General features: G+C 48.9%; 13 protein-coding genes. 10 read left to right on the plus strand and 3 right to left on the minus strand.

Annotated features, from left to right (window positions below; translation table 11 throughout):
* Nucleotides 1–232: 232 nt before the first annotated feature.
* From BMX45_RS29475 to BMX45_RS29495, 5 genes are all read left to right on the plus strand, one after another.
* The gene (locus tag BMX45_RS29475; protein ID WP_254778354.1) at nucleotides 233–1,741 is read left to right on the plus strand and encodes a sensor histidine kinase; all 1,509 of its coding nucleotides are present in this window, start codon (nucleotides 233–235) and stop codon (nucleotides 1,739–1,741) included.
* 3 nt (nucleotides 1,742–1,744) lie between these two features.
* Nucleotides 1,745–3,463 carry a response regulator transcription factor gene (locus BMX45_RS29480; protein WP_090914174.1) on the plus strand — a complete coding sequence of 573 codons (1,719 nt, stop codon included), beginning with the start codon at nucleotides 1,745–1,747 and terminating at the stop codon, nucleotides 3,461–3,463.
* Nucleotides 3,464–3,745: 282 nt separating this feature from the next.
* Complete coding sequence (locus tag BMX45_RS29485; protein ID WP_090914176.1) at nucleotides 3,746–5,005, plus strand: FAD-binding protein; 1,260 nt, start codon at nucleotides 3,746–3,748, stop codon at nucleotides 5,003–5,005.
* A 59-nt stretch (nucleotides 5,006–5,064) separates the two neighbouring features.
* Nucleotides 5,065–5,262 (plus strand): maltose acetyltransferase domain-containing protein, encoded by a 198-nt coding sequence (locus BMX45_RS29490; protein ID WP_254778356.1) that lies wholly within the window; start codon nucleotides 5,065–5,067, stop codon nucleotides 5,260–5,262.
* A gap of 30 nt (nucleotides 5,263–5,292) precedes the next feature.
* Complete coding sequence (locus BMX45_RS29495) at nucleotides 5,293–5,556, plus strand: glutathione S-transferase family protein (RefSeq protein WP_175495236.1); 264 nt, start codon at nucleotides 5,293–5,295, stop codon at nucleotides 5,554–5,556.
* 89 nt (nucleotides 5,557–5,645) lie between these two features.
* Here the strand turns inward: BMX45_RS29495 and BMX45_RS29500 are convergent, their stop codons facing one another.
* From BMX45_RS29500 to BMX45_RS29510, 3 genes are all read right to left on the minus strand, one after another.
* Nucleotides 5,646–5,927, minus strand: coding sequence for a GNAT family N-acetyltransferase (locus BMX45_RS29500; RefSeq protein WP_090914179.1), 282 nt, complete (start codon nucleotides 5,925–5,927; stop codon nucleotides 5,646–5,648).
* A 5-nt stretch (nucleotides 5,928–5,932) separates the two neighbouring features.
* Nucleotides 5,933–6,172, minus strand: a complete 240-nt coding sequence (locus BMX45_RS29505; RefSeq protein WP_090914182.1) for a (4Fe-4S)-binding protein — start codon at nucleotides 6,170–6,172, stop codon at nucleotides 5,933–5,935.
* Between the two features lie 225 nt (nucleotides 6,173–6,397).
* The gene (locus BMX45_RS29510; protein ID WP_254778358.1) at nucleotides 6,398–7,201 is read right to left on the minus strand and encodes an AraC family transcriptional regulator; all 804 of its coding nucleotides are present in this window, start codon (nucleotides 7,199–7,201) and stop codon (nucleotides 6,398–6,400) included.
* A 156-nt stretch (nucleotides 7,202–7,357) separates the two neighbouring features.
* Between BMX45_RS29510 and BMX45_RS29515 the strand changes: the two genes are divergently transcribed.
* The 5 genes from BMX45_RS29515 (at nucleotide 7,358) to BMX45_RS29535 (ending at nucleotide 15,070) form a co-directional block, all read left to right on the plus strand.
* On the plus strand, nucleotides 7,358–9,610 hold the full coding sequence (locus BMX45_RS29515; RefSeq protein WP_090914186.1) for an FAD-dependent oxidoreductase: 2,253 nt from the start codon (nucleotides 7,358–7,360) through the stop codon (nucleotides 9,608–9,610).
* 52 nt (nucleotides 9,611–9,662) lie between these two features.
* Nucleotides 9,663–11,207, plus strand: coding sequence for a response regulator (locus BMX45_RS29520; protein WP_090914188.1), 1,545 nt, complete (start codon nucleotides 9,663–9,665; stop codon nucleotides 11,205–11,207).
* Nucleotides 11,208–11,248: 41 nt separating this feature from the next.
* Nucleotides 11,249–13,030, plus strand: coding sequence for a sensor histidine kinase (locus BMX45_RS29525; RefSeq protein ID WP_090914190.1), 1,782 nt, complete (start codon nucleotides 11,249–11,251; stop codon nucleotides 13,028–13,030).
* Nucleotides 13,031–13,313: 283 nt separating this feature from the next.
* A complete protein-coding gene (locus BMX45_RS29530; protein ID WP_302847934.1) occupies nucleotides 13,314–14,216 on the plus strand; it encodes an ABC transporter permease in 903 nt (300 codons plus the stop codon).
* The gene (locus tag BMX45_RS29535; RefSeq protein ID WP_090914194.1) at nucleotides 14,210–15,070 is read left to right on the plus strand and encodes a carbohydrate ABC transporter permease; all 861 of its coding nucleotides are present in this window, start codon (nucleotides 14,210–14,212) and stop codon (nucleotides 15,068–15,070) included. Before BMX45_RS29530 ends, BMX45_RS29535 begins: the two co-directional genes overlap by 7 nt.
* The last annotated feature ends 3 nt before the right edge of the window (nucleotides 15,071–15,073 follow it).

The following is a 15,073-nucleotide window of genomic DNA, read 5'->3' on the forward strand; positions in this document are numbered from 1 at the left end:
ATAATCGTGAATAAGGGAGGGAGGGCAGATCAAGAACAGCATTTTCGCACGATTGATCGCGTCCTTCTTATTGGCGATCGTCCTAATTATTTTCTTGGGCATCTATATGTACAATTGGAGCTTGAACACCGTAAAAAATGAAATTATTAATTCTTCGACTGCACAGGTTTCGTTTTACCTTACAAGCCTGGAGGAGGAGATCGAACGCATTAAAATTTTGCAACACGAAAGCTTGACTGATGAATACCTGGGCAAACTCGCGGTACGGTATTCCATCATGGACGAGTATGAAATCATGGAAAGCATGCGAAAGCTCCATCAGCGTCTCGTCACTATTCATAACAGCAGCTCCTACACCTCAAATGTAAGCGCACACATTTTACCGATTCAAAAAACCATTTCCTCCACCGCTACCGTAAGTCCGATCGATATGAACAAATTCGATCAGATTCGCGTTCCGGCGGGGGAAACTGGCGCGCAGCTGGTACAATACAAAAATAATCTTTACATAACCACTCTGCATACCGAGAATGCCGGCTTGCCTCAAAAGTACATGATCGAGATTGAGCTGGATACGACGGCGTTTCAAGAGGCGCTGGGCCAGTTTCATACTTACGACAACAGCGGATCCTTTTTGATTGATCTGACGCACGATATCGTCATTAGCGGCAAAGGCAACGATGCAAATGTACGTTTACAAGATTTGGCGGGAAACTACCATGAACTTAAGAGCGGGAATGTCACATACAGCAACATAAACGGTCAGAAAATGTATGTGGTGTCTGTCAAATCGGATTATTTGAATATGCTCTTACTGCGTTATATTCCCCAAGAGCTCATCTTTGTACCGTTGCGGGATTTTTATATCTGGCTGTGGGTATTCACCGGTGCAGGCGCAATGATTATGTTGTTTTACTCTATCTACACTTATAACTTAATTCACAAGCCCATGCGTAAGCTAGTCGGATCGTTCCGACACGTCGAAAGCGGAAATTTTAACGTCTCGATCCACGTAAACAGCAAAAACGAGTTCGGTTATCTTTATCAAGGCTTTAATTCCATGGTACAGAACGTATCTGCATTAATCGAGCAGGTGTACAAGCAGAAAATTCTTAACCAGAGGGCGGAGCTAAAGCAATTGCAATCGCAAATTAGTCCGCATTTTTTATATAACAGTTTGTTTTTGATTAACACGATGGCCAAACTTGGGGACGATAATTTAATCCCTTTTACTAAGCTGCTGGGTGATTATTTTCAGTTTATTACAAGAAATGCATCGGATTTTTTGCCGCTGCGCGAGGAAGTAGAGCACGCACGGACCTATAGCGAGATTCAGTTCATGCGTTTTCCAAGCCGGCTGACGATCCAATTTGAAGATCTTCCGGATGAGGTCAAAGAAATACAGGTGCCTAGATTGATTCTTCAACCGATTCTTGAAAATGCATTCAAATATGCTGTGGAACAAACCAAAGTCAAAGGCTTGATCACAATGCGCTTTCAGCAGGAGGACCGCGCTTTGCGTATTATTGTAGAGGACAACGGAACGGATCTGTCGGAGTCCAAATTATCCGCGCTCCAAAAGCTCCTTAACGATACGTCCAATATCGAGACCTCAGGTCTGATTAACATTCATCGCCGGCTTCGTTTGATATATGGTGATGAACACGGCCTGATTTTGGAACGAAGCGCAATGGGCGGCTTGAAGGTGACGCTGCAACTTGACCCGAAAGCGAGTGTGTAAGGGATGTACAGACTCCTGATTGTCGATAACGAAGAGATCATAGTGAATCATCTTTATGAAATTTTTCGCGGATTTGATCATTTGGATCTCGATGTCTATAAAGCCTATGGAGGAGAAGAAGCCATCGAGTGGCTCAACCGTACAAGAATTGATATCGTGCTGACCGATATCGACATGCCCCACATTGACGGTCTGCAGCTCATGGAGGAGATTTTTCGAAGCTGGCCTCAGTGCAGAGTGATTTTTTTAACAGGGCACAGTGAATTCAGATATGTATACAAAGCGATTCAGTATCAGGATGTCAGCTATATTCTGAAGACTGAGAACATCGACAAAGTGATTCAGGTGGTCGAAGAGACCGTATCCAAAATCCGCCAGGAAATCAAAACGGAAGATCTGATCCGGGAGGCCAAAGAGCAAATAAACATAGCGCTGAATTTGTTTCAAGAAGATTATCTTCTAGGCATGTTAAAAGGCAGCCGCGGGTTACAAGCCAGCCAATCACAATTCGAAGAATTGTCGATCCCGTTGAATGTTAAGTGGCCGGTTGCCCTGGTCGTGGGCAAGATCGATAAATTCCCCGACTCGACCGGTTATATGCAGAAGATGCAGCAAATCTATGCCATACGGCAAATCATGCACAGGTACTTAGCCACCCGTGTCAATTTCGTGATTGTGTTGGATGATAGTCGCAGATTCGTGATTTTTATTCAGCCTAAGGAGTCGTTGTCCGCCACCGGTACTGAGAATGCGGAGACGATCTTGCAGACGTTTAATAAAACAGTGTCGTTCCTTAAAGGAATATTGGAGGTCATCCAATCGGCATGCCAGGAAAATATCGGAATTCCGATCAGCTTTACAATCGGCAGCCAAGCGGATGGTTGGGAATCAGTTTCCAATAAGTATCACTCGCTCCACCACTTGCTCAATTACCGGATCGGACTCGAAAATACAGTTCTTCTGATCGACGATGTGGTTAGTCATGATGAACCCGATGAGGCAGGCAATGTTCAGGGATTAAAGGAAGAGGATCTCGAAGGAGAAAGGCTTGCGCGGGTGCTTAAGTCCAACGATCTTTCGCTTATCGAGCAATATCTGGAGGCAGGACAAAGGAGTAAGTATTTTGAAGCCTTGGAGCTGCTTCTTGGTCCTATCAGAGACGTTCGCACGAAAAATAATGCTTTTGCCCAGGAAATTTATTACACCGTGTCGTTGTATTTGATGTCCTATATCAATCGATGGGCACTCAATGAGAAGATTGAAGCTCAGGTGGGTCAAAACAAACTGATGCGGATCGATTTTTTTGACAGCTGGAGCGAAGCTTCCTTATATTTGACGGAGTTATCGTCTGTGTTGTTCGACATGCAAAAAGTAGAGCAGAAAAAACGCGCGGATCATATCATCGATTTTTTGCAGGAATTCATTCGGAATCATTTGGATGAAGACCTGTCGTTGGTACGATTGGCGGAACAAGTATATTTGAATCCGTCATATTTATCCCGCATCTACAAACAGGAAACCGGAAACAATCTGACGGATTTTATCGACTCCACCCGTCTTATGCAAGCGAAGCGTCTGCTTCATAGCGAGAATCTCCGAATCGGTGAAGTTGCCCGCCGTGTGGGCTACGAAACCGCATCCTCTTTTACTCGTTTTTTCAAAAAAGCTACCGGCTGTTCACCGCAGGAATACAAGGAAAAGCATATGATCCAAAAGCCATAGCCGGCATGGCTGGCGGGGTGGATATGCAGACTGCCATATGAAATCGAAAAGAGGTTGCTGACTAACGGGCAGGAAAGCGGGACGCCATGCCGAATACCTAGTTTTAAGACGATTTTCCTGTAAATTACTGGTTAGTAAACCCAATGGTGCGATGGCCTGGGTTTGATGAAATTTATGAGTGCCGATTCAGTTTGACAGAATCAAGGAGTATTTGGACATTCTGGTAAACCATTGATCAATAGATTCAAGACAAAAACCTGCATGCTGAATAGGAGAGTTCATATGGGAGATAAGTTGAACTGGGCGGGGAATTATCGCTACTGTTCGATGGAGCTGCTTGAGCCTAAAAGTCTAGAAGAAGTTAAGGACCTAGTAGTTAGCCGCACAAACATGCGAGTGCTTGGCTCGCGCCACTCTTTTAACGGGATTGCCGACACCGGGGGCAGCCAACTTTCGCTTCGAAAGATGAATCGGGTAATCGATCTCGACCGTGTACAGAGAACCGTAACCGTCGAGGGTGGCATTCGGTATGGCGATCTGTGCCGATATGTTAATGATCATGGCTATGCGTTGCATAATTTAGCATCGCTTCCGCACATTAGCGTGGCTGGCGCCGTGGCGACGGCCACGCACGGCTCGGGCGATCTGAATGCAAGCCTGGCGTCTTCTGTACGTGCTATCGAGCTAATGAAAGCGGATGGAGAAGTTACGGTCTTCACGCGGGGGATCGACCCCGAGTTCGATGGGGCGGTCGTCGGACTTGGCGGACTGGGAGTCGTCACTAAGCTTACACTGGATTTAGTCCCCTCGTTTCAGGTAAGTCAGACCGTATATGATCGTCTTCCTTTTTCTGCACTGGAACATGGCCTAGACGAAATTCTATCTTCAGCATACAGTGTCAGCTTGTTCACGGATTGGGCAGAGCCTATATTCAATCAAGTGTGGGTAAAACGGAAGGTGGGAATAAACGGGGAGGACGAGGCACCTTCCGATTTCTTCGGGGCTTTACCAGCGCAGGAAAAACGGCATATGGTAACTGGCCAATCTGTGGTGAACTGCAGCGAGCAGATGGGCGCTCCTGGACCATGGTATGAACGGTTGCCTCATTTCCGCATGGAATTTACCCCCAGTGCGGGCAACGAACTGCAAAGTGAATACTTCGTTCCAAGGCGGCATGCGATCGAAGCGATGCGTGCGTTAGGTAAACTGCGTGATCGAATTGCGCCTCTGCTCTTCATTTCCGAGATACGAACCATTGCTTTGGATACCTTTTGGATGAGCCCATGCTACCGGCAAGACAGTATTGGTTTTCATTTTACATGGAAGCCGGATTGGGAGCGCGTGCGCCAGTTACTTCCGCTTATTGAACGTGAACTGGAACCGTTTGGAGCACGCCCGCATTGGGCGAAACTGTTTACGATGGAACCGGAAATGATACAAGCTCGGTATGAGCGGTTACCGGATTTTCGTCAGTTGCTGCTTCGATACGATCCATTAGGGAAGTTTCGAAATACGTTTCTGGATAAGTACATTATCCGCTGATTCAAAGGGTTAATTACCATGAATGGAACACAAGATTCAAAAGAGAGGATTTGACAAATATGAAAGAGGAAGAACGCATTTTCCAAGGTAAGTTGTTTGCCCCGTCGCACCCTGATTTAAAACTGATAAAACGAAGTGCTCATAATCTAAGTCATCATTATAGCGATGCATACGAGTGGCAGGAAGAAGAACGTAATAGTATACTCGAGCAATTGCTAGGACGTGTGGGGAAGAATTGCTATATGCAAGGACTGTGACGGATCCAGATCAATAAACACGGGACAGAAATGATCCGGTACTGGCAGAATAAAAAGCTCACTGATAATGTTGTCGAAGCCTATGCGGTAGGTCCACGCGAATTTGATTTTGTCGGACTAGAATATGTGCTTGATGAGATATCTGCAGCTTCTTTCCTTGAAGGTTATTCGACGATCCTGGATCCCCCCGATTTATCGAAATATCGTAAGGTGTACCGCTACTTCTACCGCTTATTAGGAGTACAAGGGTCTGTTGATTTGAATCAATGGTACGCGCAGCGGGCAATATTCTGACAGCCTGCCATTCAACTAACGGGACACGATAGCATGACAATAGGCAACCGAGATCTTCGGCTGCCACCTTATAATAATATGATTCGTGATTATCTATGGAGAACATCCGAGTATTCGGAGATACGTTCGAACCGTCCCTTGGCAAACGGGCATAAGGGTAAAATCTTAATACCGTTTTCCCTCGCGTATTCCACCATAGCTTTGATCAGCTTATCGCCAAGCCCTTGTCCTCGGGAAGCATCTTCGACCAAAGTGTGATCAATAATGTAAAGCTCCGGACTTGAGATAACATACGTCATCACCGCAGCAATGCCACCGTTATCTCGAATAAGAAATCTTTTATTAGCGGTATCATGTTCTACAATATGCATGTCTATCACTCTTTCTCTGTTGAATAATCACTGTCCAGACGTCTATACGTCAGTGCTCCGCTTGGACAAGTGTCAATAAGCCGGGCAATTGCCTCCGCAGTATCAGCATCGGGATTAACCCAAGGACGCTTGCTTAAATCAAAAACACCAGGGAGGCCCTTTACGCAAATACCGGAATGAATGCATACCTCCGAATTAAACATTACCTCGATATCTTTACCGTAATATACTTTCTGCTTAATCATAATTTCGTCACCGCTTTCACTTTTGAGTTTGTATAAAGTCCATGTTCTATTCTTCGAAAGCTGTCAGAAATCTCTCCAACACTGAGATAACCGACTAGGGATCGCCTTGGCTCTCGATGTCCGAATTATAAAGAGGAATCGTTGGTAAGTCAACAGTGCTTCATTGGCACAACGTACTGGAGATTAATTATATTAAGTCCGGCACGGAGGGGATTGTTGCAGGCATTAGACCCGGTTCGTTTTCCGGTAAGCGGAAGGACTGACTTTCATCAGCTTCGTGAACACGCGGCTGAGGTAGAAGCCATTGTTGAAGCCGCAAGCTAATGCGATCTGCTCTAAATTCAGATGGGTATCGACGAGCAAGGACTTTGCTTGCTCCAGCCTAATGTGGCTTAAATAGCGCGAAGGAGTCATCCCCACGCTTCGTGTGAATCTGCGGGTGAGCTGAACGGGACTGATGCCCAGCTCGTCCGCTAGCAGCAGCATGCTCATGTCCTTATAGGCGTTCTGCTGGATATAGAGCCGTGCCTGTTCCATCAGAGGATCGGCAGGTTTTTTGTCATCGCCAACCACACCGACCGCTATCGACTGCAAACAAAAGAGCCAAATATCGTTCAGCGCATGGTTTTGCCAATAGCTCCGCTGATCGATCTCCGCTGCAGCTTCGTCCTGCCTCTTGAAATATCTCAAATTAACGGCAAACCTCTCCTTATGCGCGACGGCGGGCTTGTAGGCAGAAGCCGCTAAACGATGGTGGACGTCCTGCACTGCCTCTTGCCCTTCAACCGCCTCTCCCGATATAAAACCTAACGAAAATCCGATGAAATGAAAGGACGGGGCATGGATAACGTCGCGATGAAAATCGATGCCCGGCGGACAAACGATGACGTCGCCCATCTGCGCCGTACCTTCGCTATCGCCGATCCCATAACGGAAGCTGCCGCCCTCCACCGCAAATAGAACCCAATGTCCGTAGGTGTCCACGCTGTATTGAAATTGCTTCTTATGATTCCAAAAGACATGATGCATTAGACTAGGATATAGGATGGGGCTTCGATTTAACATCATCACGGCAATCCGCCTCCAGAATGAAATAAAGTATATGCCAATATGATAGCGCAGTGCATGTTAAATAACGACCCCCTCGATTAAGATGATAGTAATTCTAGGCATGGGGGGATTCGATTGAAGTTTGAATTCATAAAATCCGACATTACCGTTATTGGCGGAGGCCTGGCTGGCGTATGCGCTGCCGTTGCAGCGGCACGTCTTGGCCAAACCGTGTCGCTCGTGAACAACAGACCCGTACTCGGAGGCAATTCTAGCAGCGAGGTACGGGTGTGGGTATGCGGTGCTACGGCGCATGGTACGCAGCGTTACGCGAGAGAAACCGGCATCATGGGTGAAATGTTCGTCGAGAATCAATTCCGGAACCCGGATGGAAATCCGTATTTATGGGATCTCGTCGTACTCGAGACGGTCCGAGCAGAGCCGAACATTGCCTTGTTTCTCAATACGGATGTGCACGAGGTCGAAGCGGAGGGCACGGAGGAGGAGCGCATCATGAAGTCGGTCACGGGCTGGATGATGGGCTCCGAGCGGAAAATCCGGTTTGAAAGTGATATGTACATCGATTGTACAGGAGATGGCCTTGCGGGTTTTCTGGCAGGCGCTAAATATCGGATCGGCCGCGAGGCCGCAGAGGAATACAACGAGGACTGGGCACCGGAGACGGCGGACGATATTACGCTTGGCAGCACGCTCCTGTTCTATACGAAGGAAGCCGATCGGCCGGTCAAGTACATTCCACCGAGCTTTGCGAAGGACATTACGCAAACGGCGATCCCGATGAAGCGGGTCATTCGCAGCGGCGACTCAGGCTGCCACTATTGGTGGATCGAATGGGGCGGCGAGCTGGATACGGTGCATGATAATGAACGAATACGCGATGAGCTCTGGTCGGTCATTTACGGGGTATGGGATTATATCAAAAACTCCGGCAATTTCGATGCCGATCGCATGACGCTGGAATGGGTCGGGTCGCTCCCTGGCAAACGGGAGTATCGCCGATTCACAGGAGATTATATGTTGAACCAAAACGATATTATCGAGCAGGTGCCCTTCACCGATCGCATCGCCTTCGGAGGCTGGTCGATAGATCTTCATCCGCCGCAAGGCATGTATTCGACAGAGAGCGGTTCAAAGCATTTATTTTCGGACGGCATCTATCATATTCCATTTCGGTGTCTGTACTCCAGCAACGTCACTAATCTGATGTTCGCAGGCCGCGATATCAGCGCAACTCACGTCGCATTCGGTACCACGAGGGTAATGGCAACCTGTGCGGTCATCGGCGAAGCAGCCGGAAGCGGGGCTGCACTGTGCGTGCAGAAAGGGATATCGCCGCGTGCGCTGCACCGTGACCATATGAACGACCTGCAGCAGACGATGCTCAGGCAGGATGCGTCGATTATCGGGATCGCGGCAGACGACCCTTACGATCTCGCCAAATCGGCCCGAATTACGGCATCCAGCACAATGACCAAAGTGTCGCTGACGGACTCAACCTATACACACCCGTTGGACAAAGAACTGGGCATCCTGTTTCCCGTGAATCCCTCGCTTGAATCAGTGGCGCTGCTGATCGATGCGGCCAAGTCTGCTACTCTTGAAGTGGAGCTGTGGCATACGGAAAAAGGTGAAAATTACGTGCCAAAGCAGATGGTGGCTGAAGCATCGGTGTCAGTAGCCGAAGGTACCAGGCAGTGGGCTAAGCTGGACTTAGTTTGGCAGCCCGATGCACCCTGCAATGCATTCCTTATTATTAAAGCAAACGAAGCGATTCAACTTCACGGATCGGATTCTCCGATGACCGGCGTGCTGTGCTTTGAGAAAGGGCCAAAGCCGATCGTCTCGACTCTTTTAGAGGATCGTCAGCCGGATCAGCCGGTCGTACAGTGGAGCATGCGCCGTTGGAACCGTAAGCCGCTATGTCTGCAGGTTACGCCAAATACGGAAGCGTACGCTGCCGCGGCGGTGGCGGACGGGTATATTCGGCCGTTCGCCGGTCCGCATTTATGGATGTCCGAGCCGATGTCTCCAGGCAAACCGGAATGGCTGCAGCTGGAGTGGGCTGAAGTGCAATCGATCGCCGAGATCCACGTCACCTTTAACGACGATGTTAATGAAGACTTAATAAATTTGCACCATCACCGCACCGCTTTCGAAGCGATTCCTGAGCTCGTCCGAGCTTATCGGATAGAAGCGCTCATCGGTGAGGAATGGGTCACACTGGCTGAAGAGAAGCACAACCATAAGCGCAAAAAAGTGCATAAGCTCAGCCGTTCCATCTCGTCGCATACGATTAGACTATGGATCGACGAAACGAACGGAGGACCACGCGCGGAGGTTGCCGAAATAAGAGTCTATGCTCTATAATGGAATAAATAAAATGATAGCGCTTTCATTTTGTGCTAAAGGAGAGGATATCATGGTCATAAAGCCGCTTGGCGTATTGATCGTCGAAGATGAAATTCCTCTGCGCCAAGAGCTTCGGATCTTTCCATGGGAGGCGTGCGGAGCCGAATGGATAGGGGAAGCGAGCAACGGGTCGGAAGCGATGCAGCTATGTGCTGAGCGCACACCAGATGTCGTGATAACAGATATTACGATGCCGGTTATGGACGGCATTGCTCTCATACGGGAACTCCGGAAGCGGCACCCGAACGTTCAGATCATATTGTTAACCTGTCACAGCGATTTTCATTACGTACAAGAAGCGCTCCGTCTTGGAGCGCTTGAGTATATCTTGAAGGTGTCATTGGAGGAAGAAGAGCTTAAACAGGCGATGGACAAAGCGAGAGCTGCGGTCGCCAAGGAGCGCATGGTGCACGAGCATGCGAGAAGGGAACAGAGGCAGCTGCAAGCCGCCTTATTCGGCAAGCTGCTTCACGGGCAAGAGCCAGCTGGCTCCGATTGGCAATCGATGACGCTAAGCGTAGATCGTCCAATTCGACTGGTACGACTTCAGCTAGACATTCCTCCATTAGCCTATTTGCCTGTGAAGGAAACGGTTCAGCAGAGGCTGACCGAGCAGGAAAAAAAGGATCCAAACTGGTTGGCTTGGCTGACGGTACGGGAGCGGGAATATTTTGTTCTGCTTGAAGGCAGAACTCCTACCCATGCTGTTCTTGAGTCACTCCGCACGTTCGTTCAACACTTGAGTGAGCTATTGAATCGGAAAGAGACCAAGCAGGAGCGATGCGCTACAGTATCTGCCCTATTTAGCCAACCGCTCACATCGAAGGAAGAAATTGCATCGGCGCTCGCCTATTCAAACGAGTGGAAAGTTGCGCTGTTTTACGACCGATGTCCCGAGGAAAGCGCTGTGTACGCGCAGCATTCGTTGCCTCTAACGGATCTGACGGAAAAGAAAACGAAGGAATTAATCGAGATGCTGAGAAAAGCATCATTGTCTCCTGCGAGCTTGAAGGAATGCTTGCTTGGCGAGTTCAGGGATTGGTGCATCGCAGAGCGAGTGAAGCCAAGTCAACTGAAGGAACGGATACTCCATTGGCAGGTTGATTGGCACAGGCAGCAAGAGGGCGCTGAGCTAAGCGCAGTCCGTATGGGGCTATTAATGGACGCAGGAACGTTAGCTGAGCTGATCGCCAATATTGTTCAGGATATGGAAGCTGCCGAACTAGGGAAGTCGCGTTCGCGCTTTGAGATTCGTTTGGCGGTGCAATGGATCAAAGACCATCTCAAGGAGCCGATTTCGCTGCCCATTATCGCAGAGCAGGTAGGGCTGAGCCCACATTATATCAGCAAATTGTTTCGCGAGGAAACGGGGAGTACGGTCAATCAGTATATAACCCGTCTTCGTATGGAGAAGGCGATTGAGCTTCTTAGGCATTCGAATAAGAAAATATATGAGGTCGCGGAAGAGGTCGGCATTCCGAGCTACCGCTATTTTACCGTTACGTTTCGAAATTGGACCGGGGTATCGCCGACGGACTATAAACGGAATGGCTGATAGCACGGGAGCGTGAGAACGGGCGCGAAAGAAGGGGGATAATGACGAAACTGTTTCATTGGTATGCCAGCCTTGGTCTCGCTACCAAGCAGTTTATTTATTTGTTCATCGTGACGCTGCTGCTCGTTCAAGTGCTTGCATGGCGAAACCTCAACGAGGCTGAAAGTCTGCTTCAGAATCAAGTCATTCGCGATGCAGAGCTGCTCGTCAGCCGGACGAATCAATATATCGATGCAAGTTTGGACAATGTGGAAAATATGCTGCTGCTACTCTCGACCCGCGCCGATTTGCTGGAGGAAGGGAATGAGGTGGCAGCCGTCGAGACGCTTCGCAAGTTTGCGGGAATTAACAACTCCATCGCCAGAACTTTGTACATGATTCGAGCTGACGGCCAAGTATTTGCAAGCTCACAGGTCGTTTATGACATCATCGGCAATCCAAATCTGAATCAACTCTATGAGCTGGCGCTAATTAACTACGGGGCCATTAACGTGAGCGAACCTTATGATTCGCCAATGTCGGGGCGAACGCTTGCTTACGTACTGCCTATAGCGGATGCTGGCAAAAAGGTGAAGGGTGTCGTAGTCGCCGAATTTAATCTCGATTTGCTCACGGAGCGTATTGCGCCGATGATCTATCAATCTTATATACTGTTCACGAAGGAAGGCAGCGTCATTAATCGGCTGGATTCCCGCGATAAGCTGCTCCCCTTCCAAGCCGCCTCGTATCCGCCGAAGCTGGAGGAGAGCTTTCGCGGGCAGCTCGCCTTGCTCAAAGTCGGCGTAAGCGGCATAGAAGGGGATTCCTTGAATCCGCTCGTTGCCGTGAAGTCGACCAAAAACCGTCTAGGCTGGTCGCTTGCGGCGTTCATCGAAGAGGATTATTTCTATCAGGACCTTCAGAGGCTGAACAACAACTACCGGACCGCGAGTATCGTATGGATCATGATGCTTCTGATCAGTGCGTATCTGCTCAGCCGATCGTTCACACATCCGATTCGCCGATTTGTCGAGAAGATGGACCGTCTTAACAACTTTGAGGTTGTGGCGAAGCTGCCTGTTACGAGAATGGACGAAATCGGCAGGCTAACGCAGAGCTACAATGCCATGCTCGAGAGGATTCAGAGCCTGCTCCAAAAGACGAAAAATGCGGAGGAACAGAAGAAGGAATACGAGCTGAAGATGCTGCGAAGCCAGATTGCGCCCCATTTTCTGTATAATACCCTTGCCTGCATAAGCAGCTTGGCAAAGCAGCAGCGTATCGACGAGCTGCGCGATACGATTCGTTCACTGGTCAAGCTGTTAAGCTTCAGCTTCGACAAGCAATCAGAATACGTATCCCTTGAGGAGGAGCTGGAAGGGCTGCGAATGTACATGCATATTCAGCAGGTGCGCTTTGGGGAACAATATCAGTTTAGGATTGATATAAATCCTGACCTTCTGCAGTATCGCATACTTAAGCTTACGCTGCAGCCGCTCGTAGAAAATGCACTTTTTCATGGACTAACGCCGAATCACGGCGGGCTTATCGTCGTGAATGGCGGGCTGAGGAAGGGGATTCTGAGACTCTATGTTCGCGATAACGGGATAGGCATCAGGCAGGAGAAGCGGAGGAGGCTGCTGTTGGAAAATCAGGACGGTGGGCAGGGCTCCATGTACCGGTTTACGGGCATCGGGCTGCGGAACGTACATGAGCGGATTCGGATTCATCACGGTGAGTCGTACGGCTTGCGGATCGGAAGCGCGGAAGGGGCAGGTACTGTTGTCCGCGTCGATATGCCCGTCCTGACGGAAAGTGACGAACGATTAGGTATTTGGCGTTAACCAATAACGATACCAAGGCTGTCACGTGGTTTCTTCAGACCATTCGTGACAGCCTTTACTCATTTATCGTTGATATTGATGCAGATGGATCCATATTCGATGTTAATGATAATGAAGGAAATGCTTACATTTTTTACGTTTTTGTGTATATCGAGGAGACGTCAGGACCTTTATACTTACCTTAATTGGAAGCGCATTCAAACTAGGGAGGGATACGATGGAAGCCAATCATAGCCTAACGCCAGCCCCTCGGATACGGTTATCTCCGCGGACAAGGCTGCTCATGTTTTTAAAGTTAGCCTGGCGGTTTAAAGCCTTTTACGTCATGCTGCTGCCCGGCATTATTTATTTTGTCATATTTCGGTACTTCCCGATGTACGGAGTCATTATCGCTTTCAAAGATTTTGCGATCCTGGACGGCATAACGGGCAGCTCGTGGGTTGATCCGTGGTATAAGCATTTTCAGAGCTTTTACGAGTCGCCTTACTTCAGCCAGCTGCTAACCAATACGCTGTTGATCAGCCTCTACAAGCTGTTATGGGGGACGCTGCCGCCGATCATGCTGGCCGTACTGCTGAACGAATGCCGCGTTCGCTGGCTGAAGTCGATTGTACAAACGCTGACCTACATGCCGCACTTCTTGTCTTGGGTCATTATTTTCGGCATTCTTTTGACGCTCTTCTCCCAGAACGGTGGCCTCATCAACCGCTGGATTGTGGAAGCTGGGGGAAGCTCGATCCCGTTTCTGACCTCGACGGAATATTTCCGCAGCATATTGGTCGGATCGGAGGTATGGCAAAATCTCGGCTGGGGTGCAATTATCTATTTAGCCGCGATGGCGGGCATCGATCCGACGCTTTACGAGGCGGCAAAGGTGGATGGTGCGAGCCGAATACGAATGATCTGGCATATTACGCTTCCTGGCATTAGAAGCATTATCATTCTGCTGTTTGTTCTGAAGCTTGGCCATCTGCTTGATGCAGGCTTTGATCAAATTTACATTCTGTACAATATTCAGGTATACCCGGTTGCGGACATCATCGACACATGGGTTTACCGGACTGGTCTGCAGCAGCTTAATTTCAGCCTGGCGTCGGCAGTCGGATTGTTCAAATCGGTCATCGGGCTCATCCTTGTGCTAGGTGCTAACCGCGTGGCGAAGAAATGGGGTGAGGGCATATGGTAAGAGGCCTCGATGATAAAATTTTTAACGCAATCATATACGTTATTCTCGGATTATGCGGACTTGTCGCCATTCTTCCAATCCTTTATGTCGTATCCGTATCCATCACTCCGTTCGGAGAAGTACTGCGCAACGGCGGATTCATATTGTTTCCGAAGGAAATTACGTTTTCCGCTTACCGCACGCTGCTGACGGAGTCCAATATTCCGAAGGCGTTCCAAATAACCGTTCTCATTACGGTGATCGGAACAGCGGTCAATCTCGTCTTGACGGGACTGATGGCGTACCCGCTTAGTCGCCGGAATTTGCCGGGAAGAAACTTTTTTCTGCTCATGATCGTGTTCACCTTGTTGTTCAGCGGAGGGCTTATTCCGACTTATCTGGTCGTTAAGTCGATGGGGCTGCTCGATTCGATCTGGGCGATGATTCTGCCGAATGCAGTCTGGAGCTTTAACGTGCTTATTATGAAAAGCTTTTTTGAAGGGCTCCCTGAGGAACTGTTCGAGTCGGCCCGAATGGATGGAGCCAAAGAGTTCCGCATCCTGCTGCAAATTGTTACGCCGCTTTCCGTTCCGGTCTTGTTGACGGTTGGATTGTTTTACCTGGTCGGCCATTGGAACGAGTTTTTTCAAGCGATATTTTATGTGACCGATCGCACGCTGTATCCGCTGCAGGTCGTCGTCCGGGAAATTCTGATGCAAAGCCAGCAGCCGCTGGAGAACGCGGAAAATATGATGCCGACGCAGACGATGCAAATGGCATCCGTCATGATTGCGAGTTTGCCGGTCATCGTGATCTATCCGTTTCTTCAAAAGCATTTTACAAAAGGGATGCTGCTTGGTTCGATTAAAGGTTAACCG

It is taken from the genome of Paenibacillus sp. cl141a, assembly GCF_900109305.1.
Lineage (GTDB): Bacteria > Bacillota > Bacilli > Paenibacillales > Paenibacillaceae > Paenibacillus_AQ > Paenibacillus_AQ lautus_A.